At 63.2% G+C, this 24,675-nt stretch carries 21 protein-coding genes and 1 riboswitch; of the genes, 14 read left to right on the top strand and 7 right to left on the bottom strand.

The window, feature by feature from the left end; all coding sequences use genetic code 11:
* Positions 1 to 164: 164 nt before the first annotated feature.
* The 4 genes from hutI to hutU are packed head-to-tail and all read left to right on the top strand — an operon-like array spanning position 165 to position 5,437.
* The gene (hutI, locus tag CN933_RS23235; protein ID WP_102762526.1) at positions 165 to 1,412 is read left to right on the top strand and encodes an imidazolonepropionase; all 1,248 of its coding nucleotides are present in this window, start codon (positions 165 to 167) and stop codon (positions 1,410 to 1,412) included.
* Positions 1,409 to 2,944: a histidine ammonia-lyase gene (gene hutH, locus CN933_RS23230; protein ID WP_102762525.1), complete on the top strand. Its 1,536-nt coding sequence runs from the start codon at positions 1,409 to 1,411 to the stop codon at positions 2,942 to 2,944. Before hutI ends, hutH begins: the two co-directional genes overlap by 4 nt.
* A 1-nt stretch (position 2,945) precedes the next feature.
* A complete protein-coding gene (gene hutG, locus CN933_RS23225) occupies positions 2,946 to 3,761 on the top strand; it encodes an N-formylglutamate deformylase (RefSeq protein ID WP_018098390.1) in 816 nt (271 codons plus the stop codon).
* Between the two features lie 2 nt (positions 3,762 to 3,763).
* Positions 3,764 to 5,437: a urocanate hydratase gene (gene hutU / locus CN933_RS23220; protein WP_026168967.1), complete on the top strand. Its 1,674-nt coding sequence runs from the start codon at positions 3,764 to 3,766 to the stop codon at positions 5,435 to 5,437.
* A 167-nt stretch (positions 5,438 to 5,604) separates the two neighbouring features.
* Here the strand turns inward: hutU and CN933_RS23215 are convergent, their stop codons facing one another.
* Genes CN933_RS23215 through CN933_RS23195 form a run of 5 tightly spaced genes read right to left on the bottom strand, consistent with a single transcriptional unit; the run spans position 5,605 to position 11,060 of the window.
* Positions 5,605 to 7,038, bottom strand: coding sequence for a M81 family metallopeptidase (locus tag CN933_RS23215; RefSeq protein WP_018098388.1), 1,434 nt, complete (start codon positions 7,036 to 7,038; stop codon positions 5,605 to 5,607).
* An 8-nt stretch (positions 7,039 to 7,046) separates the two neighbouring features.
* Entirely contained in the window at positions 7,047 to 8,966 is a 1,920-nt protein-coding gene (locus CN933_RS23210) for a beta-N-acetylhexosaminidase (RefSeq protein ID WP_102762524.1), read from the bottom strand.
* Positions 8,967 to 8,990: 24 nt separating this feature from the next.
* Positions 8,991 to 9,767, bottom strand: coding sequence for an SDR family oxidoreductase (locus CN933_RS23205; RefSeq protein WP_018098386.1), 777 nt, complete (start codon positions 9,765 to 9,767; stop codon positions 8,991 to 8,993).
* A 19-nt stretch (positions 9,768 to 9,786) separates the two neighbouring features.
* Positions 9,787 to 10,650, bottom strand: a complete 864-nt coding sequence (locus CN933_RS23200) for a MurR/RpiR family transcriptional regulator (RefSeq protein WP_018098385.1) — start codon at positions 10,648 to 10,650, stop codon at positions 9,787 to 9,789.
* 20 nt (positions 10,651 to 10,670) lie between these two features.
* On the bottom strand, positions 10,671 to 11,060 hold the full coding sequence (locus CN933_RS23195) for a RidA family protein (RefSeq protein WP_018098384.1): 390 nt from the start codon (positions 11,058 to 11,060) through the stop codon (positions 10,671 to 10,673).
* Between the two features lie 116 nt (positions 11,061 to 11,176).
* Between CN933_RS23195 and CN933_RS23190 the strand changes: the two genes are divergently transcribed.
* The 10 genes from CN933_RS23190 (at position 11,177) to exoP (ending at position 23,187) form a co-directional block, all read left to right on the top strand.
* Entirely contained in the window at positions 11,177 to 11,668 is a 492-nt protein-coding gene (locus CN933_RS23190) for a hypothetical protein (RefSeq protein ID WP_102762523.1), read from the top strand.
* Between the two features lie 22 nt (positions 11,669 to 11,690).
* Positions 11,691 to 13,163: a M81 family metallopeptidase gene (locus CN933_RS23185; RefSeq protein WP_180980791.1), complete on the top strand. Its 1,473-nt coding sequence runs from the start codon at positions 11,691 to 11,693 to the stop codon at positions 13,161 to 13,163.
* Positions 13,164 to 13,670: 507 nt separating this feature from the next.
* The gene (exoH, locus tag CN933_RS23175) at positions 13,671 to 14,783 is read left to right on the top strand and encodes a succinoglycan biosynthesis protein ExoH (protein WP_018098382.1); all 1,113 of its coding nucleotides are present in this window, start codon (positions 13,671 to 13,673) and stop codon (positions 14,781 to 14,783) included.
* A 5-nt stretch (positions 14,784 to 14,788) separates the two neighbouring features.
* On the top strand, positions 14,789 to 15,598 hold the full coding sequence (gene exoK, locus CN933_RS23170; protein ID WP_102762521.1) for an endo-1,3-1,4-beta-glycanase ExoK: 810 nt from the start codon (positions 14,789 to 14,791) through the stop codon (positions 15,596 to 15,598).
* A 95-nt stretch (positions 15,599 to 15,693) separates the two neighbouring features.
* Entirely contained in the window at positions 15,694 to 16,905 is a 1,212-nt protein-coding gene (gene exoL / locus CN933_RS23165; protein WP_102762520.1) for a succinoglycan biosynthesis glycosyltransferase ExoL, read from the top strand.
* Positions 16,902 to 17,894, top strand: coding sequence for a succinoglycan biosynthesis glycosyltransferase ExoA (exoA, locus tag CN933_RS23160; RefSeq protein WP_102762519.1), 993 nt, complete (start codon positions 16,902 to 16,904; stop codon positions 17,892 to 17,894). Before exoL ends, exoA begins: the two co-directional genes overlap by 4 nt.
* Positions 17,894 to 18,823, top strand: coding sequence for a succinoglycan biosynthesis glycosyltransferase ExoM (exoM, locus tag CN933_RS23155; RefSeq protein ID WP_102762518.1), 930 nt, complete (start codon positions 17,894 to 17,896; stop codon positions 18,821 to 18,823). The genes exoA and exoM overlap by 1 nt, the downstream gene beginning before the upstream one ends.
* Complete coding sequence (gene exoO / locus CN933_RS23150) at positions 18,820 to 19,851, top strand: succinoglycan biosynthesis glycosyltransferase ExoO (RefSeq protein WP_102762517.1); 1,032 nt, start codon at positions 18,820 to 18,822, stop codon at positions 19,849 to 19,851. The genes exoM and exoO overlap by 4 nt, the downstream gene beginning before the upstream one ends.
* A 15-nt stretch (positions 19,852 to 19,866) precedes the next feature.
* On the top strand, positions 19,867 to 20,772 hold the full coding sequence (locus CN933_RS23145; protein WP_018098446.1) for a UTP--glucose-1-phosphate uridylyltransferase: 906 nt from the start codon (positions 19,867 to 19,869) through the stop codon (positions 20,770 to 20,772).
* Positions 20,773 to 20,826: 54 nt separating this feature from the next.
* The gene (exoP, locus tag CN933_RS23140; RefSeq protein ID WP_102762516.1) at positions 20,827 to 23,187 is read left to right on the top strand and encodes a succinoglycan biosynthesis transport protein ExoP; all 2,361 of its coding nucleotides are present in this window, start codon (positions 20,827 to 20,829) and stop codon (positions 23,185 to 23,187) included.
* Positions 23,188 to 23,235: 48 nt separating this feature from the next.
* On the opposite strand, the gene CN933_RS23135 is transcribed toward exoP, so the two are convergent.
* Together CN933_RS23135 and thiD are read right to left on the bottom strand one after the other, a co-directional pair.
* Complete coding sequence (locus tag CN933_RS23135; RefSeq protein ID WP_180980790.1) at positions 23,236 to 23,442, bottom strand: hypothetical protein; 207 nt, start codon at positions 23,440 to 23,442, stop codon at positions 23,236 to 23,238.
* 103 nt (positions 23,443 to 23,545) lie between these two features.
* Complete coding sequence (thiD, locus tag CN933_RS23130; RefSeq protein ID WP_102762514.1) at positions 23,546 to 24,346, bottom strand: bifunctional hydroxymethylpyrimidine kinase/phosphomethylpyrimidine kinase; 801 nt, start codon at positions 24,344 to 24,346, stop codon at positions 23,546 to 23,548.
* Positions 24,347 to 24,473: 127 nt separating this feature from the next.
* Positions 24,474 to 24,576, bottom strand: a riboswitch (TPP riboswitch).
* Between the last annotated feature and the right edge of the window lie 99 nt (positions 24,577 to 24,675).

Here is a 24,675-nt window from a genome sequence, read left to right as displayed (position 1 = left end):
TCAGTTCTCTCGATAAGCCCCGGACGGAAGTTTCGGGGCTTTTCTGTGCTTCTTTCCGTGCTTCTGGCCGGCAGCTCCCACCGCGTTATCTCACGGATCATATTTCCTACTTGTCATCGCCGGCGTTATGTATATACATTAACAGCGAGGAAAGGGCGGTATAGATGGACGGAAACGACAACCCAAATTCTGCCGGAACCAGTCTCTGGCGCAATGCACGCCTTGCCACACTTCGCGAGGACCTAGGGCCACTCGGGGTCATCGAAAACGGCGTCATCGCCGTGTGCGGCGAGCGGATCGTCTATGCCGGCCCCGAAGCCGGTCTGCCATCGGAGCTTGCGCGCGCCGACCAGGTCTTCGATTGCGAAGGCCGCTGGGTCACCCCGGCGCTGATCGACTGCCACACGCATATCGTTCATGGCGGCAACCGCGCTCGGGAGTTCCAGCTCCGCCTTGAAGGCGCGACCTATGAGGAGATCGCGCGTGCCGGAGGCGGCATCGCTTCGACCGTCGCGGCAACCAATGCCCTTTCCGTCGACGCACTCGTGGAGGCCGCACTTCCACGGCTCGACGCCCTTCTCGCCGAAGGCGTGTCCACCGTCGAGGTCAAGTCGGGCTATGGCCTCAACGTCGAGGCCGAACTCAAGATGCTGCGCGCCGCCCGCCGGCTGGAAAGCCTGCGCCCGGTGCGCATCGTCACCACTTATCTCGCAGCCCATGCGACCCCGCCGGAATATCGCGGACGCAACGGCGACTACATCGCCGAGGTCGTCCTGCCGGGCCTGGTTGCGGCTCACGCCGAAGGGCTAGCTGACGCCGTCGACGGCTTCTGTGAAGGCATAGCCTTTTCGCCGGCGGAGATCGCTTCGGTCTTCGACAAGGCGAAGTCGCTCGGCCTGCCCGTGAAGCTTCACGCCGAACAGCTTTCGGATCTTGGCGGCGCGAAGCTCGCTGCTTCCTATGGCGCTCTGTCGGCCGACCACCTCGAATATCTCGACGCTGCGGGAGCCGCCGCCATGGCAAAGTCCGGCACGGTCGCCGTCCTCCTGCCCGGGGCTTTCTACACCCTCCGGGAAAAGCAGCTTCCGCCTGTCGAAGCACTCCGAGAAAACGGAACGCGCATCGCCATCGCCACCGATTGCAATCCCGGCACCTCGCCGCTGACCTCGCTGCTCCTCACCTTGAATATGTCCGCGACGCTTTTCCGCCTGACGCTGGAGGAATGCCTCGCAGGCGTTACCCGCGAGGCCGCCCGTGCGCTCGGCATCCTCGGAGAGACCGGCACGATTGAATCCGGCAAGTCTGCGGATCTTGCCATCTGGAACATCGATCAGCCGGCGGAATTGATCTACCGCATCGGTTTCAATCCTCTTCGGGAGCGGATCTTCAAGGGTGAAAGGATTCTCCGATGACCGTTATTCTCAGTCCCGGCTCCGTTTCGCTCAGTGACCTCGAAACGATCTACTGGACCGGCGCGCCGGCGCGCCTCGACCCCGCCGTCGATACCGGTATTGCCAAGGCCGCAGCGCGGATCGCCGAGATCGTGGCGGGCAATGCGCCCGTCTACGGCATCAATACCGGCTTCGGCAAACTGGCCTCGATCAAGATCGACAGCGCCGACGTGGCGACGTTGCAGCGCAATCTGATCCTCTCGCATTGCTGCGGCGTGGGCCAGCCGCTCACGGAAAACATCGTGCGCCTGATCATGGCGCTCAAGCTGATCTCGCTCGGCCGCGGCGCCTCCGGCGTGCGGCTGGAGCTTGTCCGGCTGATCGAAGCGATGCTGGACAAGGGCGTGATCCCGCTCATTCCCGAAAAAGGCTCGGTCGGCGCTTCCGGCGACCTGGCGCCGCTTGCCCATATGGCTGCGGTCATGATGGGCCATGGCGAAGCCTTCTTTGCCGGCGAACGCATGAAAGGCGACGCTGCATTGAAGGCGGCGGGGCTCTCGCCGGTAACGCTTGCCGCGAAGGAAGGCCTGGCGCTGATCAACGGCACGCAGGTCTCTACGGCTCTCGCGCTTGCCGGGCTCTTCCGTGCGCACCGCGCCGGCCAGGCCGCTCTCATCACCGGCGCCCTTTCAACCGATGCGGCCATGGGCTCTTCCGCCCCCTTCCATCCGGATATTCACACGCTGCGCGGCCATAAGGGCCAGATCGACACGGCCGCCGCCTTACGGCAGCTGCTGACCGGCTCCCCAATTCGCCAGAGCCATATCGAGGGCGACGAGCGGGTTCAGGATCCCTATTGCATCCGCTGCCAGCCCCAGGTCGACGGCGCCTGCCTCGATCTCCTGCGCTCCGTCGCAGCCACGTTGACGATCGAAGCCAATGCCGTCACCGACAATCCGCTGGTGCTTTCGGACAATTCCGTTGTTTCCGGAGGCAACTTCCATGCCGAGCCGGTCGCATTTGCCGCCGACCAGATCGCGCTCGCGGTGTGCGAAATCGGCGCCATCTCCCAGCGCCGCATCGCCCTTCTGGTCGACCCCGCGCTCAGCTACGGCCTGCCGGCCTTTCTGGCCAGGAAGCCGGGCCTCAACTCCGGACTGATGATCGCCGAGGTCACTTCGGCGGCACTGATGTCGGAAAACAAGCAGCTTTCCCATCCGGCCTCCGTCGACTCGACGCCGACCTCGGCGAACCAGGAGGACCACGTGTCCATGGCCTGCCACGGTGCGCGCCGGCTGCTCCAGATGACGGAAAACCTCTTTTCGATCATCGGCATCGAGGCGCTCGCCGCGGTGCAGGGCATCGAATTCCGCGCCCCGCTCACCACCAGCCCGGAACTTCAGAAGGCCGCCGCAGCCGTGCGCCGCGTCTCCTTTAGTATCGAGGAAGACCGCTACATGGCCGACGACCTCAAGGCCGCGGGCGATCTCGTCGCGTCGGGCCGGCTGGCTGCCGCCGTCTCCGCGGGCATTCTTCCGAAACTGGAGAACTGACATGGCCGTCTTCGAAGTCCGGCAGGGCAGCTCGCCCGTCATCCTGGGCTTTCCGCACACGGGCACCGACGTGCCTGCCTCCATCCGGGAACGCCTCAACGACAACGGCCGCGTCCTCGCCGACACGGACTGGCACATCCACGATCTCTACGAAGGCCTTCTGCCGGACGCGACGACGGTTCGCGCGACCTTTCACCGCTACGTCATAGACGCCAATCGCGACCCTGCAGGCGTCAGCCTCTATCCCGGCCAGAACACCACCGGGCTCGTGCCCGAAACCGATTTCGACGGTCAACCTATCTGGAAGGAAGGCGAAGGACCGACGGAGGCCGACATCGCGGAGCGCCTGCGCGTGTTCCATGCGCCCTATCACGCGGCGCTCGCCGCAGAGATCGCCCGTGTCAAGGCGATCCACGGCGTGGCGGTGCTCTACGATTGCCATTCTATCCGCTCGCATATTCCCTTCCTCTTCGAAGGCCGCCTGCCGGACTTCAATATCGGCACCGATACGGGAAAGACCTGCGCTCCTGAAATTGAGCAGGTGACCGCAGAAATCGCAGCCGCGGCAGAAGGTTACAGCCATATTCTCAATGGTCGCTTCAAGGGTGGCTGGACGACCCGTCACTATGGCCGCCCGGAACAGGGCGTGCACGCGATCCAGATGGAACTGGCGCAATCGACGCATCTGGCGACGGAAGCGCCGCCCTTCGCTTTGGACAAAGCGAAAGCCGACAGGCTTCGCCGTCCGCTGAAGACCATTCTGGAACGCATCGAAACAGTCGCTAACGAGCTCAAAAGGACAGGGAGCGAGGCATGAACATGAACAATCCGCGCCACAATATTCGCGAAGTACGCAGCCCGCGCGGCACCGAGATCAGCGCCAAGAGCTGGCTGACGGAAGCGCCGCTTCGCATGCTGATGAACAATCTGGACCCTGATGTCGCCGAAAACCCGCACGAACTCGTCGTCTATGGCGGCATCGGCCGCGCAGCCCGAACCTGGGCCGATTTCGACCGCATCGTCGCGTCTCTGAAGGACCTCAACGAAGACGAGACCCTCCTCGTCCAGTCCGGCAAGCCGGTCGGCGTCTTCCGCACGCACAAGGATGCTCCGCGCGTGCTGATCGCCAACTCCAATCTCGTGCCGCACTGGGCGAACTGGGATCATTTCAACGAGCTGGATAAGAAGGGTCTCGCCATGTACGGCCAGATGACCGCCGGCTCGTGGATCTATATCGGTACGCAAGGCATCGTGCAGGGCACCTATGAGACCTTCGTCGAGGCCGGCCGCCAGCATTATGGCGGCAACCTGAAAGGCAAGTGGATCCTGACGGGCGGTCTCGGCGGCATGGGTGGAGCCCAGCCGCTTGCGGCCGTCATGGCCGGCGCCTGCTGCCTTGCCGTCGAATGCAACCCCGACTCGATCGATTTCCGCCTGCGCACGCGCTACCTCGACGAGAAGGCCGAGACGCTCGAAGAAGCCATGGAAATGATCGAACGCTGGACCAAGGCCGGCGAGGCGAAATCGGTCGGCCTTTTGGGGAATGCGGCGGAAATCCTCCCGGAAATGGTCCGTCGCGGCATCCGCCCCGACATGGTCACGGATCAGACCTCGGCCCACGACCCGATCAACGGCTATCTGCCCAAGGGCTGGACGATGGCCGAATGGAAAGCCAAGCGCGAGAGCGACCCGAAGGGGGTCGAAAAGGCCGCCCGCGCCTCGATGCGCGACCATGTCGAGGCGATGCTCGCCTTCTGGGATTCCGGCGTCCCGACCCTCGACTACGGCAACAACATCCGCCAGGTGGCCAAGGACGAAGGCCTCGAGCGCGCCTTCGATTTCCCCGGCTTCGTGCCGGCCTATATCCGTCCGCTGTTCTGCAGGGGCATCGGCCCGTTCCGTTGGGCGGCGCTCTCCGGCGATCCGGAAGACATCTACAAGACCGACCGGAAGGTGAAGGAGCTGCTGCCGGACAACAAGCATCTGCACAACTGGCTCGACATGGCGCGCGAGCGCATCGCTTTCCAAGGCCTGCCCGCACGCATCTGCTGGGTCGGCCTCGGCGATCGTCACCGCCTCGGCCTCGCCTTCAACGAAATGGTGCGCAGCGGCGAACTGAAGGCCCCCATCGTCATCGGCCGCGACCATCTCGACTCCGGCTCGGTCGCCTCGCCGAACCGCGAGACCGAGGCGATGAAGGACGGGTCCGACGCCGTCTCCGACTGGCCGCTCCTGAACGCGCTGCTCAACACCGCCTCAGGCGCAACCTGGGTGTCGCTGCATCATGGCGGTGGCGTCGGCATGGGCTTCTCGCAGCATTCCGGCATGGTGATCTGCTGCGACGGTACGGACGATGCGGCGCGCCGCGTCGAGCGCGTCCTGTGGAACGACCCGGCAACGGGCGTCATGCGCCACGCCGATGCGGGCTATGACATTGCGCTCGACTGTGCTCGTGAAAAAGGCCTGCGCCTGCCGGGCATATTGGGCGAGTAAAAAGCGGACAGGTCGCCACGGCATCCTTCTGCCGCGTCTTCTTCAGGACGCAGACGCTTTTCCTCGGCCGTCGCCGTCGAGGAAAAGCAACAGCGAGAGGCCGGCGACGCCCGCAAGGGGGAACGTCTTGATGAAACCCGCCCGAAGATCAGGGCGGGCTTACTATCTCAGGTCCAGCGGGCTGACAGGCTGGCGCTGGGGTCAAACTCGAAATCGCGGTCGAAGGGGAAGATCGGCCGCTGCCGGCGCAGGCTTTCCAGCTTCTCGATATCCTGATTGACGACGCCGTTCGTCAGCGCCATCAGGTTCGGATTGGCGATCGGCGCAAGCTCCGGCGAGAGATAACCGGACTTGACGACGAGCAGCCGCACGGTCTTCGGATCGAGACCGAGGAGGGCAAAGTCCTCGATGTTATGATAGGGGCGGCGCCGCGCCGACAATACGACCACTATGCCCCCGACCTGAACCACCGCCTGCCGCTCGGCAACCGGTCCCGGATCATTCAGATGCACCACTTTGGCCTCGACCTCTGCGGACGGGCTGGACGGGTCGAGACTGCCGCCGATCCGCAACGCCAGCGTCCCACCCGCGCCGGTCGCGAAACAGGCATCGACGGCCGGCCTATCGGCGATGCCGGCGATCAACGCATCGCGCCAGCCGCGCTCGAGAAGCGCGACCAGCACATCCGCCCGGTCGCCGACGCCGCCACCCGTGGGGTTGTCGCCGGAATCGGCGAGGATTACCGGCGCCGTGGTCGCCCGCTCGGCGATGTCGAGCATGTCGGCAAGCGAGCCGGTGAGCGATCCGAAACGAAAATTGTCCCTCTGGTGCCAATAGTTTGCAGCGATTTCCTCAGCCGCCTTCGAAGCGGCGGCCTTGTCCGAGCCGGTGACGACGGCGCAGGCGGTCGCTCTCGGTTCATCGGCCCAGACGTAGCCCACCATCAGATTGGCGTCGAGGATGCCGGGCCGCCTGTCGAATTCAGGCAGGACGCGATAGAGGCTCGCCGCCGGCTCGTCCTCCGTCGAAGTGCGTTCTCCGGGAAGGAGAAGCGGAACAGGTGCCCAGGCGACACCGGGCCGCTTCCCGGAACGAAGCGTTTCCACCAGCATCGACCATGCCCGCACCATGGTCTCGCGCGTATCGATATGCGGCGCGGTCCGGTAGGCCGCGAAGATATCGACCTGATCGATGATCCGCTGACTGACATTGCCATGGAGATCGTAGCTCACGGCAAGCGGGCAATCGGCGCCGATGACGGCGCGGGCGGCGGTGATCCAGTCGCCCTCGGCGTCGTCCATCCCATCGACCTTGATCGCGCCGTGCATGGCGAGATAGAGCCCGTCGAGAGGGAGCGCCGCTTTCAGGCGCTCCAGGAACTCGGTCTTGAAGGCGTCATAGGCCGGGCGCGAAACCGGTCCGCCGGGGACGGCCCGCGCATGCAGGAGCGGAAAGTGGCTTATCCCTTGGGCGCTGAGGAAGCCGAAATAATCCGACCGCAAGAGGTCCTCTCCCCTCAACACCCGGAAATCTTCGGCCGTCATCAGGACGGGCGAATAGGTGCTGCATTCCGTATGGATTCCACCGACCGCGATCCGCATGGCTCAACTCACAGAATGGGGCTCAATGGCGCGATCGCTGCAAAGCGCAGCCAATCCTTCTTGTCCTTCGGGGTCCAGGCGGCCTCGGCGATTGCCGGCAGCCTTGGAAAAACGAGGCGGTTGAAATATCCGCGCGACAGGAAATGCTCGGACCAGATGCAGGCCTGGACTCCCTTCATCCGGCTCTTCAGCTCTTCCGGGAACTCTCCTTCCGCCTCGTAGGCATAGGTGTGCGCCGGCGTCGCCGTGCCGGCCCAGCTCGCGCCGGGTTCCTGCCAGGCATCCGCCTGGGCCATGTCGAGATAATAGGCCTGGCCAGGGGTCATGACGACGTCGTAGCCTTCGCGCGCGAGCTCGATCCCGACTTTCGGGTTCTCCCAGGCCATCAGCAGCGTGCCCTCGGTTCCGACGCCGCCGCCATGCGCGACCTCATTCCAGCCGACGAGTTTGCGCCCGCGCGCCGTCAGCATCTGCTTCACCCTCTTGAGGAAATAGGACTGCAGCGCGAAGGTGCCGGAAATCCCTTCCTGCTCCATGAGTTTTCGCGCCAGCGGTGACGCGAGCCACGAGCCGTCGGCCACCTCGTCGCCACCGATATGGATATATCGGCTGGGGAAGAGCTCGACCATTTCGTCGAACACCTTCTCGAGGAATTCGTAGGTGAGCGGGATGGCCGGGTTGAGGGCATTGTTCGGGTAGCCCTGGACCGAGTGGTAGCTTTCCGGCGCCTCCTGACCGTCGGAGAGTTCGGGAAGCGCCACGAGCGCGGCAGTGCTGTGGCCGGGTATGTCGATCTCCGGGACGACTTCGATGCTGAGTGCCGTGGCATGCGCGACGATCGCCTTCACGTCCGCGTGGCTATAGAAGCCGCCGACCGGTTCGGCGCCGTTGCCGAGTTGAGGCAGCATGGGCTCGTCCGGGCCGCGCATGACGCCGAGTGTCGTCAGCGTCGGATAGGCCTTGATCTCCAGCCGCCAGGCTTCGTCGTCGGTCAGGTGCCAGTGGAAGATGTTGAGCTTGAACCAGGCGAGAATATCGATGAGGCGCAGGATGTCGGCGGTGGGGTAGAATTGCCGCGAGACGTCGAGATGACAGCCGCGCCAGCCATAGCGTGGCCGATCCGCGATTGCGCCGGCGGCGGGAAACCTGAATTCGCCTCCGTGGTTTCGCGCGCCGTCGATCAACTGCGCAAGCGTCGTCAGGGCATATTGCCTGCCGGCCGCCGCTCCATATTCAAGCCGTATCTCCCGCTCGGAAAAGGCAAGCCTGTAGGCCTCGCCTTCGAGCTCCGCTTTCTTCGTGAAGACGATCGGCCGCCCTTGCGAGGATGGCGCGAGACTGAAGGGAGCGTGTCCGGCCGAAAACAGCCTATGGAAGAGCGCGAGAACGTTGGAAACGGCATCGATCTCGCCCGCATTGCTGCCCGCTGCGGGATAGAGGACGTCGGGGACCGCGTCCCCGGGCGCCGCGTCGATCTCGGCAGGCCAGGGCTGCAGTGCGAAAGGAAGTTCGAGCCAGCCTTCCGGAAGACGCACCGGCGGCGGTTCGCTCATGGCGCCTTCGAGACGCAGATCGGAGACCGCCACAGGAACATGTCTGCCATCGGCGAGCGTCAGATAGGCCGATTTCGCCCCGTCGGTGCAATGCTTCGCCTCGCGGTGCAGACCGCTGACGGTGAACGTCCAGTGTTCGCCATGGGCGAGCGTCAGTCCGTCGGGTGGCGCGAATTCATGGAAATTGGCGTTGCGGCGCAGGAAAATCGCGTTTTCGCAGGCGGCCCCGTCGATGACGCGGGTGAGCGAAGTGTAAACCAGCCGGAAGGCACTGAGCGGCCCGCCCGAGAGATTGAAGAGGCTGAAGGTGAAGCGCCCGAACGGGCCGCCATCCGGTTGCCAGGCAGATTCAAGGCGATAGAGAACCGGCAGCATGAACATCCTCCCAAGCTGGGTTTGTCAGTAATGGATCGATTGCGAGAAGGTCCGCGCGACTTCCGCCTGTCCTGCGGTCAACCCGCAGTCGACCGGCAGGCAGATGCCGGAAATCGCTCCGGCGGCGGGGCTGGCAAGGAAATGCACCGCTTCGGCGACGTCCTTCGGCTCGACGATACGCTGCAAGGGATACCAGCGCTTCGCCTCCTCGAAGACCTGCGCATTGGCGGCCGCGCGTGCCTCCCAGGCCTGCGTGCGCACCGTCGCCGGCGCCACCGCATTCGCGCGGATGCCGAACTTGCCGTATTCGACGGCGATCAGTCGCGTCAGGTGCAGAAGGCCCGCCTTGGCGGCGCTATAGGCCGGATGGCCGAAGACATTCATGCCGTTCACGGAGGCGATGTTGACGACCGAGCCCCCGCTCTCTTTCAGCATTTCCTCGACCGCCCGGAAACAGAGAAAGGCCGCTTCGAGGTTGAGTGCGTTGTCCATGCGCCAGATGTCCTGCGTGGTGTCGTGCAGGCTGACCGCGCGGGCCGCCCCCGCATTGTTCACGAGGGTGCGCACGGTACCGACGGATGCGGCAGCCTCCGCCATTGCGGCCACGCTTGCGGCGTCCGTCACATCGCAGGAAATGGCCAGGAAGCGCTCCGTTCCGCCGAGATCAAGCGCCGTCCTCTTTACCGCCTCACTGTTGATGTCGGCCAGGAGAACGGTATCGTGTCCGTCGCCCAGGCGCGCGGCAATGGCGCGGCCGATGTCGCCGGCAGCTCCTGTGACGATCGCTACGGATTTCGGCATGGGCGTTCCTTCTGACACGTCAGTCTCCGAGAAGCTGTCGGTCGTCGCCATCCCTGTGCACCACCAGCTGCTGCTTGATGCGCCTGAGCGTCACCGTCGCCTGCGGCTGGACGCGATAGGCGACAAGGCTCGCGACGATATCGAGCACTGCGATATATGCGATACGGGTGGAGGTCGGACGATAGATGTTGTTTCCTTCCGGCAGGTCGACCGGCACGGTGATATCGGCGGCCTGCGCGACCGGACTGCCGCTCTGGGTAAGGGCGATCGTCGGCACCTCGGCCTCGCGCGCAAGCGTGAAGGCGCGCACCATCTCCGCATTGCGTCCCGAAAAGGAGGAACCGACAATGACGTCGGCCGGCCGCGCGGCCGCCGCCATCATCATCTGCATGCTGTGATCGGAACTCGCGGTGATGCGCAATCCCAATCGGAAAAGACGGTTCTGGAACTCCCCGGCGATCATCGATGAGTTGCCGCCGGAGCCGAAGGCATAGATCATTTCCGCTTGCGCGAGCCGGTCGGCTGCGCGCTCGATCGCTGCAAGGTCGAGCGAACGGTGCAGCAGAAAGAGCGCATTCTGCGCCTTGGTGATGATGTCCTGCGCCACATCGCCGGGCTCCTGGCTCTTCGGCTCGGGCTTCAGGTAGCGCATGCCGACATAGGGGGTGCGTGCCAGCTGCACCTTGAAATCGGAAAAGCTCTCGCAGCCGAGGCGTCGGCAGAATCGCGTGACCGTCGGCGGCGAAACGTCGGCCTTGCCGGCAAGCTCGATGATGGAAGCGTTCACCGCAAACTCGAAATCATTGAGCAGGATATCGGCGATGCGGTTTTCCGATTGGGATAACCGCCCCTTCTCCTCCTGCAGTGTCGCGAAAATATCCATCGAACGGCGCCCTTCCCTGTTCAGGCGTCCTTCGGCTTGTAGGCGACGCAATCGATCTCCACCTTGCAATCGACCATCATGGAGGACTGTACGCAGGCGCGCGCCGGCGGATGAGCTCCGAAATATTCTTGATAGATCCGGTTGAAGCTCCAGAAATCGCGCGGATCGTCCAGCCAGACGCCAACTCTCACCACGTGCTCGACACCGTAACCGGCCTCTTTCAAGATGGCCAGAAGATTGCCGATCGCCTTGTGAGTCTGAGCGACGATGTTGCCGCCGACGATCTCGCCGTTTTCCATCGCCACCTGACCCGAGACGTGAAGCCAGCCGCCCGCCTCGACGGCACGTGCGAAAGGCAATGTTTTTCCGCCTGCGCCAACCTGTTCGGCACCATAGCGCTTGATCGACATCGAGGACCCGCTCTGCAAATTATTTTCTTTATCCGTTGACAAATGACCATGGAATGCGGAATTTGACCAGTGAAAATCATCATTTATGAAAAGAATTTCAATCCAGGCAAAAATACATGCGGAATCCCTTCCAGAATCCGTTTCCAGAAAGCGACACGGCCCGCCACTCCATATGGGAGATGCTGGTCACCCGCGATATCGACGCGTTCCTGGCCGCCGATTGGTCGATGGTAGCCGACGATTTCGTCGAAGAGAGCTTCATCGGCATCGACGGACGGCGGGAGGCGAACCCGGACAAATGGCGGCTCACCTTTCCCTCGCTCGCCGTCTATCGGGACGAATGGCTGCGTCAGGCGCGGGACTTCGCCGGGCAGTCCTTTGCCGAGGATCCGCGGGAAGCGATCTTCGCCACCACGACCCTGGAAGACATCGAGGTCGACGGAGAGCTTGCCCTTGCGCGCAAGAAATTCGACGGGGGGCTGAAGAAAGCGGACGGCACGTTCGATATAATGAAGTGGCAAACGGTTTACTATTGCCGCCTCCACCGGGGCCGGTGGAAAATCTGCGGCTTCACCGGCTATCTCCCCAATCCGATGGGGTCGAACTGAGTTGAGGGACAAGGCGAAGCCATTGCGCATCTTCACGGCGGCGCTCGCGACCGAGACGAATACTTTCTCTCCCATCTGCATCGACAGGCGTGCATTCGAGGCATCGCTTTACGCTCCGCCAGGAAAGCACCCCGAAACACCGACGCTCTGCACGGCGCCGATCACGGTCGGGCGCCGCGTGACCGCACAAAAAGGCTGGAAATTGATCGAAGGCACCGCCGCCTGGGCTGATCCTGCCGGTCTCGTCAATCGGCAGACCTATGAGGATCTGCGTGACGAGATTCTCGGCCAATTGCGTGCCGCCCTGCCCGTCGATGCCGTCGTTCTCGGCCTGCATGGGGCAATGGTCGCGGACGGCTGCGAGGATACCGAAGGCGACCTGCTTCAGCGCGTGCGCGAAATCGTCGGTCCGGACGTGCTCGTCTGCGCCGAACTCGACCCGCACAGCCACCTCACTGCAAGGAGAGCGGCGGCCGCGGATTTCTTCGTCTTCTTCAAGGAGTTCCCGCACACCGATTTCGTCGAGCGCGCCGAAGATCTCTGGCGGATCGCGATCGATAAGCTCGAGGGCCGCGTAGAGCCGGTGATGTCCATTTTCGACTGCCGGATGATAGACGTATTCCCCACCTCGCGCGAGCCCATGCGCAGCTTCGTCGACAAACTGATACAGATCGAACGGGACGACGCCGATGTGCTGTCATTGTCCGTCGTGCATGGCTTCATGGCCGGCGACGTGGCGGAAATGGGCACCAAGATGCTGGTCGTGACCAACGGCAAGGCGGAGAAAGGCGAGGCACTCGCCCGTGAGCTGGGTCTGGAGCTCTTCTCCCGGCGCGGCACCTATCGCATGCCGGAGATCGACGAGCGCCAGGCGGTGGCACAGGCGCTGGCGGCTCCGGCCGGGCCTGTGGTGATTGCCGATATGTGGGATAATCCAGGCGGCGGCACGGCGGGCGATGCGACGGTCGTGCTGGAGGAACTCATTGCGAAGGACGCGACCGACACGGCGATCGGCACGATCTGGGATCCAATGGCCGTGCAGATCTGCATGGCGGCCGGCGAAGGCGCCGAGATCCCCTTGCGCTTCGGCGCGAAATCCGCGCCCGGGACGGGGCGGCCGATCGATGGCATCGTCAAGGTCGTCAAGCTGGTGCGCAATGCTGAAATGCGCTTCGGCGAGAGCTTCGCTCCCTTCGGCGACGCCGTTCACATACGCGTCCACGGCATCGACATCATCCTGAACACGACGCGCGCCCAGAGCTTCGACCCGAGCCTTTTCTCCGTGATGGGCATCGACCCCACGTCGAAAAAGATCCTCGTGATCAAATCCACGAACCACTTCTTCGCCTCATTCTCCAGGATCGCATCCGAGATCCTCTATTGCTCTGCCGGAACACCCTACCCCAACGACCCGGCGAGGACTCCCTATCGGCGCGCAAGGCGCGACATCTGGCCGATGGTCACCGACCCGCACGGGTTGGAAACGACGGCCTGAGCCGAGCGCCATCACTGGAGCGGGATTCAGCCCAGGGACATGGTCTGGCTGGTGGACGAGCACAGCGATGAGGACATCAAACAAGCCGCGGCGGGTATCCCGAATCTGAGCGGGCCTCACCCCCCGACATGCGCCCCAACCTTGCCGCATTTCGCCCGGAGCCTGCCTCAATCGCGGTCAGTCCTTCAGGAAAACGCTCCCAACTTTGAAAATTCACAGTTGCGTCGTTCAACCGGCGATTGTCCCAAAATATTGCGGGGCGCAATTTCTGCAACATGCCGCGAAACCGGGATTTTTCAGGAAAGCGGGCCGCCGGCCGGCGGCCGTCTTCTTTGCGCGAGCTCGCGGCTTAGGTGCGCTGCAGCATGATTCTGTTCGCTTTTCTGCTGCAACGCCATATTTTTTCTTCGGGAGTGCCCTAGTTTCTCATCCTGCGGGCTGAGGTCTGCTCTGTTGAAACGGCTGCCGCGAGGCGCTGCCCGATAGGGAGTGACTGATATCGTGAGTATGGACGCGAATGTCTCGGCGCGCATCAACCTGATGCGTATTCTGCTGATCTCCGGCATCGTATTCGTGCACGTCCCGTACAATCCGCAGTGGAGTCCCTTTCTGGGCAACTACGGCATGTTGGACTGGATTCGCGTCTTTCTCGGCGACAGCCTCTTCCGGATCGGTGTGCCCTGCCTCAGCGCGATCTCCGGCTATCTTCTCTTTCGCAGGGGCCTTGCCGGCTTCGACTATTGGAAGACGCTGAAGACCAAGGCGCGGACCGTTCTCCTGCCGTTCCTTATCTGGAGCGGCTCCTTCTTTGTGGTGGTCTACGCCATCCAGCGCCAGGGCCTCGGTTTCGGCTATCTGCCCGACACGATCAATGCGACCCCGCGCCAGTGGCTGAGCATGGCCTTCGCGATCGAGGCAACGCCGGTCAATCTGCCCCTGTATTTCCTGCGCGACCTGATGCTCTGTATCCTGCTGTCGCCGCTTCTGGCATTGCTGGTGAGCCGTTATCCGCGCGTGACGCTCCTTGCACTGCTCGCCTATGCGATACTGCCGCTGCCAAACGGCATATTTCTCAAGAAGTCCATCCTGTTCGGCTTCTCGGCTGGAATCTGTGCGAGCCTGCATGGCGTGAACATCAAAATGCTCGATCGCTTCGCCGCACCGATCGCGGCCGGGTTCCTGGCGATCGCAGTCGTGATCGCCGTCGGCCTCTATTACACCGGCCCGGATTTCCCGCTTTGGCTCGACATGGCACTTCGCCTGACGTCGATCGCTGGCATCATCGGCTCCTGGGCGATCTCGGAGCTGCTCGTGCGCACCCGCTTCGGTGAAAGATTTGGCCGCGGGAGTGGACTGAGCTTCTGGATCTTCTGCGGCCACTATCCGCTGCTCGTGTTGTTCTGGATGATCTGGAACCGCACCGGGCTCAGCTATTACCCGCTCTTCTATTTCACCGCGCCGTTCATCGCCATTGCGATCCTCGTCGCGTCCCACAATCTCGTAGGGCGCTTGGCGCCGGATCTGCTTGGAGTGCTTACCGGCAGCCGAACAGGTACGAAACGAATGGCCACGCAGCCGCCGCAAGGCGCGCAGGCAGGCTATTCGCCCCAGCAAAGGTAACGACAATGACAATCGATCGCTACGGACGCTTTGCCCGTCTCGTTTTCATCGCAACGCTCCCTCTCGCCGGCCTTGCAGACGCTGCGGCCGCGCAGGAAGGCGCCAACGGTACCTCCTTCAAGGACGACTTCGACACTCTCGACACCCGCGTCTGGTTCGTCTCGGATGGATGGAACAATGGCGGGCATCAGAATTGCACCTGGTCGAAGAAGCAGGTGAAGACCGTCGACGGCATTCTGGAACTGACCTTCGAGGAGAAGAAGGTAAAGGAGCGCAACTTCGCCTGCGGGGAAATCCAGACGCGCAAGCGCTTCGGCTACGGCACCTACGAGGCGCGGATAAAGGCGGCCGACGGTTCCGGGCTGAACTCGGCCTTCTTCACCTATATCGGTCCGACCGACAAGAAGCCGCATGACGAGATCGATTTCGAGGTTCTCGGAAAGAACACGGCGAAGGTCCAGATCAACCAGTATGTATCGGCAAAGGGCGGCAACGAATTTCTCGCCGACGTTCCGGGCGGCGCCAACCAGGGTTTCAACGACTACGCCTTCGTCTGGGAAAAGAACCGCATCCGCTACTACGTCAATGGCGAACTGGTTCACGAAGTGACCGATCCGGCGAAGATTCCGGTAAACGCCCAGAAGATCTTCTTCAGCCTCTGGGGGACGGACACGCTCACCGACTGGATGGGCACCTTCTCCTACAAGGAGCCGACAAAGCTCCAGGTCGATCGCGTCGCCTTCACGGCCGCCGGTGACGAGTGCCAGTTCGCCGAGTCGGTAGCGTGCCAGCTGGAGCGGGCGCAATCCGAGTGAATGGCGCGTAACTGAGTCATTTATCCATTTTGTTGCAGTGCACAAAGAATTGAACTAAGCTCGGCCCCGGGCTGGGCAGGAAAACGGACGTTTTCATGCTGCAGATACTCTATCTGGCACAGGATCTTGCCGATCCCGCAGTGCGCCGGAGAACCCTGACGCTCGTCGCGGGCGGCGCACGCGTGACGCTCGCCGGATTTCGCCGCGGCGACAATCCTCTGGCCGCTATCGACGGCGTCGAGCCGATCGAACTCGGAACCACCGCCGACGGCCGTTTCGCCCAGCGAGTCGGTGCCGTCGCTCGCGCCTGCTTGTCGCTGCAACGCCAGCTCGGCCAAATCCGCAAGCCGGATGTGATCATCGCGCGCAATCTGGAGATGCTTGCCGTGGCGAGGAGAGCGGTCGCGCTCTTCGGCGGTACCGTTCCCATCGTCTACGAATGCCTCGATATCCACCGCCTCATGTTGCGCAAGGACATCGTCGGGCGGATGCTGCGCGCGGCCGAAAGCCAACTCGGCAAGAATGCGCGCCTGTTGATCACCAGCTCCCCCGCCTTCATCGAGCATTACTTCCGGCCCCTTTCCGGCATCGGCGCTCCGCCGATGCTTCTGGAAAACAAGGTGCTCGAAATCGACGGCACGGTCGAGCGGCGGACGGCCTCACCGGCCGAATGCCCGCCGCCCGGCGCACCCTGGAAGATCGGCTGGTTCGGAGCACTGCGCTGCCGCAGGTCGCTCGCCCTTCTTGCCGAATTCTCGCGAAAGATGGAGGGCCGCTTCGAGATCGTTCTGCGCGGCAGGCCCGCCTATTCCGAATTCGACGATTTCGACGGCTTCGTTCGCAACGAGCCCTTCATGCGGTTCGAAGGCGCCTATCGCAATCCTGAAGACCTGGCGGAAATCTATGGCGAGGTCCACTTCACCTGGGCGATCGACTTCTTCGAGGAGGGCCAGAATTCTGCCTGGCTGCTGCCGAACAGGCTTTATGAAGGCTGCCGCCACGGCCGAATTCCGATCGCCATGAAGGGGACGGAAACCGCTCGTTTCCTGTCCGTGCGGAACATCGGCTTCGTTCTCGAGGGAGCCGATGCCGGGAGCCTCGCCACAACTCTCGGCTCGCTGACGCCAAATTGCTATGCCGACGCCGCAGAGCGTATCAGCCGCTGCAATCCGGGATCCTGGGTGTTCGACCGGGCGGATTGCGAAACCCTGGTGCGGCAGCTGACAGCGCTCACGCTCCAGGCGCCTCAGACTGTTCCCGTAGTCGCGATGGCCGGTTCCAGCCACAACGAAGGTGGATTTCTATGAGCTCCGATGAACTGACGTCCACGTCGAGCCTTATCGTCATACCCTGCCTCAACGAGGCCTCGCATATCGAGGCACTGATCGAAAAGCTGCGCCCGTCGCTCACGCCTTTGAACGCGCGGGTAGTCATTGCCGACGGCGGCAGCACGGACGGAACTCGGGAGATCGCCCGTCGCCTTGCCGCTGAGGATCCGCGGGTGCTCTTCCTCGACAATCCGAAGCGCATACAAAGCGCGGCGGTCAATCGCGCCGTCGCCGAACTCGGCGCCGGCAGCGACTACCTGATCCGCATCGACGCCCACGGGACCTATCCGGACGATTATTGCGAGCGGCTTGTCGAGGACGCGCTGGCGACCGGCGCGGATTCGGTCGTGGTCGCCATGCAGACCGTCGGTTTCAGCACCTTCCAGAAGGCAACGGCCTTCGCGCAGAACTCCAAGCTCGGCAATGGCGGCTCGAAGCACCGCACCGGTGCCGTCGGGCACTGGGCCGAGCACGGTCATCATGCATTGATGCGCATCGAAGCCTTCGAGGCTGTCGGAGGCTATGACGAGAGCTTCAGCCACAACGAGGACGCCGAACTCGACTATCGCCTCGGAAAGGCGGGCTACCGGATCTGGATGACCGACAAGACGCGCATGGTCTACTATCCCCGTGCCAAGCTCGTCCCGCTGTTTTGGCAGTATTTCGGCTACGGCCGCGGCCGGGCAAAGAACTTCCTCAAGCACCGGGCAATGCCGGGGCTCAGGCAGATGCTGCCGCTTGCGGTGGCACCGATCGCTTTCGGCGCGCTTCTCGCGATCGTCAACTGGATGGCCGTGGTGCCGGTGGGGGTTTGGGCTGCCGCGTGCCTCGGCTATGGCGTCTGGATGGCGCTCGGCCAGCGTAATCCTTACGGACCGCTCGCAGCCGTTGCTGCCATGGTCATGCACCTTGCCTGGTCCGCCGGGTTCTGGCGGGAACTCCTCGACTTCCGCCGCAGGGTGGCCTGATGCCGAACGAAACGCTTCACATCGACATCGGCGTCTGCACGTACCGCCGGCCGGAGCTTGCCGAAACGCTTCGCTCGCTGGCTGCGATGAACGTGCCGGAGCGCGCCAGCTTGCGCGTCATCGTCGCCGACAACGACGCGGAACCGAGCGCCAGGGCTCTAGTCGAAGGGCTTCGGCCGCAGATGCCGTTCGACATCCTCTACGTTCACTGCCCGCACTCGAATATCTCGATCGCCCGCAATTGCTGCCTCGACAACAGCACCGGCGACTTCCTTGCCTTCCTCGATGACGACGAGACCGTTTCAGGCGACTGGCTGATCCGCCTTCTGGAAACGGCGCGCATCACGGGAGCCGCCGCCGTGCTCGGCCCCGTCAGGGCGCATTACGGGCCTACGGCTCCCGGCTGGATGCGCAACGGCGATTTCCACTCGACACTGCCGGTCTGGGTAAAGGGAGAAATCCGGACCGGATACACCTGCAATGCGCTGCTCAGGCGCGATGCGGCCTCGCTACATGGCCGGCGCTTCAAGCTTTCACTCGGCAAGAGCGGCGGCGAGGACACGGATTTCTTCGCCGGAATGCACAGCGCCGGCGGAATGATCGCCTTTTCGCCGGAAGCCTGGGTGCATGAGCCGGTACCGGAAAACAGGACTTCGCTTGCCTGGCTCGCGAAGCGCCGTTTCCGCTCCGGACAGACCCATGGACGCCTTCTCGCCGAGAAAGCCAATGGCTTGCGTCAGGCCTGGAATGTCGCCCTTGCCGGCGCAAAGTCCGGCTTTTGTGCAGCTGCCGCGGTCCTCTGCATTCCTTCGGCCGCAAGGCGGAACCGCTTTGCGCTACGCGCCGTACTGCATGCCGGCGTCATCAGCGGCCTGCTGGGGTTGAAGGAAATCGAACAATACGGAGCCCGCGAGGTGACCTCGGCATGAACCCTCCGGCGATCGATAAGGTCCCCGACGTCACATTCGTCGTGGCCGCCTATAATTCCGCGGATACGATCGTGCGCGCGATCGAAAGCGCACTGGCGCAGGAAGGCGTGACCGTCGAGGTCGTCGTCGTCGACGATCGCTCGGCAGATGCGACGCCCGCGCTCGTGGCGGCAATCCCGGATCCCCGGGTCCGCCTGATCGCCCTCGATCGCAACCGCGGTCCGGGCGGCGCGCGCAATGCCGGCATCGGCGCGGCGCGCGGCCGGTGGATCGCCGTTCTCGATTCGGACGACACGATCCGGGCGGACCGGCTCAGGCGGATGATCGAACGAGCGGACGCCGCCGGGGCGCAGATCGCCGTCGACAATCTCGACGTCGTCTCGCTGGACGGGCGCAGTCTCAGGATGTTCTCCGAAGCCGAACTCGCCCGGCTGCCGCAGCTCACGCTTCCCGCCTTCATCGAATCCAACGTCCTCTTTCGATCCGAGCACAATTTCGGCTACATGAAACCGATCTTCGAGCGCCGCTTCCTGGAAAACCAGCAGCTTCGCTTCGACGAGACGCTGCGCATCGGCGAGGACTACATCCTGCTGGCATCGGCGCTTGCCTGTGGCGGGCGCTGCGCGGTCGAGCCGTCCGCCGGCTATATCTATCATATCCGCGAGGGTTCCATCTCGCGTGTGTTGAGGCTCGATCATATAGACGCGATGATCGCCGCCGACGAAGCCTTCCTGCGCCGCTACCCGCTCGACGGCCTGGCGCAGAAAATGCAGCGCAGGCGCATGCGCGGCTTCCGCGAAGCTCGCTCGTTTCTGGTCCTCGTCGAGCAGTTGAAAAAGAGATCGTTGGCCGGCGCGCTCAAGACCGCGCTGGCCGACCCGCTTGCGCTCCGGCATCTCAGCATGCCGATCGCTGCCCGATTGCGCCGCCTTGCCGCGCGATTCGTGCATCCCTCCTCCCATTCGGCCCCCCGTGCCCCCATGACGGCGGCGGCTGAACGATCCCCGCTGGGCAACGACCCCCAATAAGCAAAGGATGATAAAATGGACCGTGTCAGGACCGTCAGAAAAGCAGTAATCCCGGTTGCCGGAAACGGAACGAGGTTCCTCCCGGCGACAAAGGCAGTGCCCAAGGAGATGTTGACGATCGTCGACCGGCCAGTCGTTCAATATGCCGTGGACGAGGCCCGCCAGGCCGGAATCGAGCATATCGTCTTCGTCACCAGCCGGAACAAGCAGGTGATCGAGGACCATTTCGACGACGCACCGGAACTCATCTCGTCGCTTACACGCTCTGGCAAAAGCGCGCAGATTTCCGAACTCGAGGCCATGTTGCCGGCAGCCGGCTCGGTCAGCTTTACCCGCCAGCAGGCCCCCCTCGGCCTCGGGCACGCGGTATGGTGTGCGCGTGACCTGATCGGCGACGAGCCGTTCGCGCTTCTGCTGCCCGACATGGTCTCCTTCGGCGCGCGCGGTTGCATGGCCGGCCTCATGGATCTCTATAACGAGGTTGGCGGCAACGTCGTCGGCGTCGAGCAATGCGCCCCCGAGGAAGCATCGAAATACGGCATCGTCGGCAAGGGCGAGACGGTCCGGCACGGTTTCTCCGTGACCGAGATGGTCGAAAAGCCCGCCGCAGGAAAGGCGCCCTCCAACTACTATCTCAACGGTCGCTACATTCTTCAGCCGGAAATCTTCTCGATCCTGGCCCACCAGACGCGCGGCGCCGGCAATGAGATCCAGTTGACCGATGGCATGCTGACGCTTTCGCAATCCCAGTCCTTCCACGCGCATCCCTATGAGGGCCGCACCTTCGACTGCGGTTCGAAGCAGGGCTTCATCGAAGCCAATGTCGCCTTCGCGCTCGCCCGTGCGGACATCGGCGATATCGTTTTCGAATCCGTCCGCGACATGGTTCTGTCTCACGAAAGCCGCATCCGGGCGGCATAAGCGGCGGCTTCCGGCAGTCCTTCGGGACTGCCGGAACAAGGACCGGAGAAGAAGATGAACAGAACGGCCCCCATGAAACAAAGAAGCGTTCCATTGAGCAGCATCATGCCCAGCGAAGACCAGTCAGACGGCTTTATCGACCTCGACCGACTTGTCGCCGCAGTCTTTCGTCGTGCCCGGCTCGTGGCCGCATTCGTCCTGCTCTTCATTGCGCTGGGGGTCGCTTATCTCCTGTTTGCCACGCCCTATTACACGTCGATGACGCAGATCCTTCTCGACGAAAACCTGTCCAAATACGCCGAGGAGGAACCTACCCCGGTAAACAGCCAGATGCTCGACACGCAGATTGCGAGTGCGGTCGAGATCCTGAAATCCGGCGAACTCGCATTGCGCGTCGTCGACAAGCTCAAACTCGACGAAAACGATACGATACTCAATCCGCCGCAGTCGCCCGTTGCCGTCGTCAAGGACTGGTTGAAATCGGCAACCGGGCTTTTTTCCGGCGGTCCCGACGTTACGGAAGAACAGGCGCGCAACGGACGGCGGCAGAAGGCAGCCGCGATCATACAGCAATCGCTCGCGGTCGAACGTGTTTCGCGCAGCTCGGTCGTGGCCGTTGCCTTTCGCTCAAGCGACCCCTTGCTTGCGGCGACCATCGCGCGCGGTTACGCAAGTGCCTATCTGACAGATCAGTTGAACGCCAATTTCGAGGCGACCGAGCGCGCTTCCGTCTGGCTGCAGGAACGGCTTACGGATCTTCAGCAGCGCTCGCAGGCCGCCGCGCTCGAAGTCGCGCATTTCAGGGCCGAGAACGGTCTGACGGCTGCACGGGGCGAGCTGATGTCCGAGCAGCAGATGGCCGATCTCAACAGCCAGCTCATCGTCGCCCAGGCCGATACGGCAAGTGCGTCGGCCCGTTACAACCAGTACAAGTCGATCGTCGACCAGGGACCGGAGAACGCGGTCAAGAACGCCACCATTTCCTCAAAGGAGGGTGACAATTCGGTGATCCGTGACCTTCGGACCCGCTATCTCACCGTCGGCAAGCGCGAGCGGGAAGTCTCGGATAATTTCGGCGCCGACCACCCGCAGGCCGTATCGCTCCGCGCCGAGCAGGAGGATGTCGCGCGGCAGATCTACCAGGAACTGCAGCAACTCACTGCAAGCTACAAGAACGAATACGAGGTCGCGCAGTCGCGCGAGGCATCGCTCAGGAAGAGCATTCAGGGCATTGCCGGCAAGACCTCCGACGCCAGCGAGCAACTCGTTCAATTAAGGGAGCTCGAACAGAAGGCAGCGGCTCTGAAGACGCTCTACGAATCCTATCTCGGCCGCTACGAACAGGCGACGCAGCAGCAATCCTTCCCGATCGCCAAGGCGCGCGTCATCTCCGAGGCCGGCGTGCCCGTATCGCCGTCGAGCCCCAAGAAAACCATGACTCTCGCTCTCTCGGCCGTGCTCGGCATGATGGTCGGCGGGGCTTACGCGGCCTTCCTCGAATTCCGCGAACGGACTTTCCGCCTGGAAGGCGACATCCGCTCGCTCCTCGGCCATCGCTCGCTCGGCTACGTCCCGCTGCTCGGAACGCGCATGAAGAAGAAGGCACAACTGGTCCATGCGCATTTCGGCTCGGTAAAAAGACACGACGAAGCTGTGGACGACACGATGCCGTTCCAACGACTTTCGCGCATCGTCGTCGATGCGCCGCGTTCGACCTTTGCGGAGACCTTCCGCAACGCCAAGCTTGCCTGCGACCAGATGCTCGCCGGCAGCGAAAGCCGCGTGATCGCCATTGCATCGGCCCTTCCGGACGAGGGAAAGTCGATCATTGCCGCGAACTTCGCCGCACTTCTGGCGGCGAGCGGCAAGCGGACCCTGCTCATCGATGCCGATATACGCAAGCCGGGACTGACTCAGATGATCACGCCCGCCCCGCGCACCGGGCTCGTCGAAACGCTGACCGGAGAAGCCACCTGGCCCGCCGGAATCAAGGTGGACCAGCGCACCAAGCTCGCAATCCTTCCGGCCGGCGGCGCATCGCATCAGCGGCATCAGAGCAATGAACTGCTCGCCTCCCCGGCCATGGCGAACCTCATCGAGAACGCCCGCAACGCCTTCGACTACGTCGTCGTCGATCTTGCCGCACTCGCCCCCGTCGTCGACGCCAAGGCTTTCGCGCCGCTTGCCGACGGTATTCTCTTCGTGGTCGAGTGGGGAAGGACGCCTTCGCGGCTCGTACGCGATCTGCTCAACTCGGAACCATTGATCAACTCGAAGGTGCTGGGCGTCATCCTCAACAAGACGGACATGAACGAACTCGGCAAATACAGCGACTTCGACGGGGCGGAGAAATACCGCCACCGCTACGGCAAATATTACGTCGAGAATACGATTACGGAAAACAACGCCGCTTGAGGCGACCGCGGCCGTGCCATCTGTGCGCGGCCTTTTCGCCCTTCGCCGTCAGACCTTGCGGCTATCGACGATCCAAGCGGCTGCCATTAGCGCGATGACCGCCGTAAGGGCAACGAGTGCCAGCGCATAGAAAAGCGAATATTCGACCAGCGACGGCAGCATCGAAAGACAACGCCGCACCCTGCCAGGCGACCGCCGCCAATCCGGCAGGTCGTCACGGTTGAAAGCCTCCAGCCGGCGGGTAAGAAAATGCATATCGCGAGAACCGATTGCCAATCGAAGCCATGGACGCGGTCATGCTGCTGAACAACAGTGGCGATAGCGAGGCACTTCAGCTCCCCGAGCCGTCACCCGGCAGTCAATCTTCCCACCACCGGTGGAAATGATGGACCGGACCGCGCCCCTGACCTATCTCCAGGCGGTCGGCCGCGAAGATTGCGGCATGCAGATAGGACTTGGCGGCACTCACCGCTTCGACCAGCGGCAAGCCTTTCGCAAGGCCGGCGGCAATGGCTGCCGACAGCGTGCAGCCGGTGCCGTGGTCGTTGCGCGTCTCGATCCGCGCGGCGGGAAGGCGGACAAGAGTGTCGCCGTCGAAGAAGAGGTCTGTGGCCTCCCGGGCCTTCAGGTGCCCGCCCTTGACCAGAACCGCATATGCGCCGGTCCGCATGATCGCTTCCGCCTGGCGCGCCATCTCCGCCTCGTCCTCGGCGATTGCGCGCCCGGTCATCAGCGCGGCCTCGGCAAGATTGGGCGTGGCGACGAGCGCCAGCGGCAACAGCTCTTCGATGAGCGCCGTAACGGCATCCGGCCGAAGCAACGCGTCGCCGGAGGTCGCAACCATGACCGGATCCACGACCGCCCGTTTTCCGGACCGGCGCAATCCATCGGCAATGGCGGCGATCGTTTCCCGACGCGAGACCATGCCGATCTTGACGGCCTTCACGTCGAGATCGGAGAAGACGGCGTCCATCTGCGCCGACACGATTTCAGCGGAGACATCCTCGACGGCCGTCACACCCCTGGTGTTCTGGGCCGTGATCGCAGTGATGACGCTGGCGCCGTAAACGCCGAGCGCCGAAAACGTCTTGAGGTCCGCCTGAATACCGGCGCCGCCGCCGGAGTCCGAGCCGGCGATGGTGAGTGCAATCGCCGTCATGCCCCGTCCTCCTTCGCACGAGGGCGGATGATGCTTGCGAGCGGTACGGCAGTGGACGTCATCGATCGATCTCCAGGCGGAACATCACGGAGATCCAGGAAAGGCGATGAAAAGGAGAACTTGCCGCTGGCGGCCTTCTTTCCGTTCCTACGCCGGCATGACCCGGATCAGGTTCAAGGGTCCGGCTCAACGCCATCTCAGCACCGTCTGGTGCTCCCCTCGGAATGCGCTATCTATGCGGCTGTGGCAAAGCGATGTCAACGCGCCCGCGCAAAGGCTTGTAAGACCTGGCTTTTAGGCCGGCCGGCAAAAATATACCCGCAGCCTGG

This window comes from Sinorhizobium sp. M4_45, from assembly GCF_002885915.1.
In the GTDB taxonomy this organism is placed as follows: domain Bacteria; phylum Pseudomonadota; class Alphaproteobacteria; order Rhizobiales; family Rhizobiaceae; genus Sinorhizobium; species Sinorhizobium meliloti_A.
The sequence above is the reverse complement of the archived record's forward strand: the minus strand, read 5'-3'. Positions and strand labels throughout refer to the sequence as shown.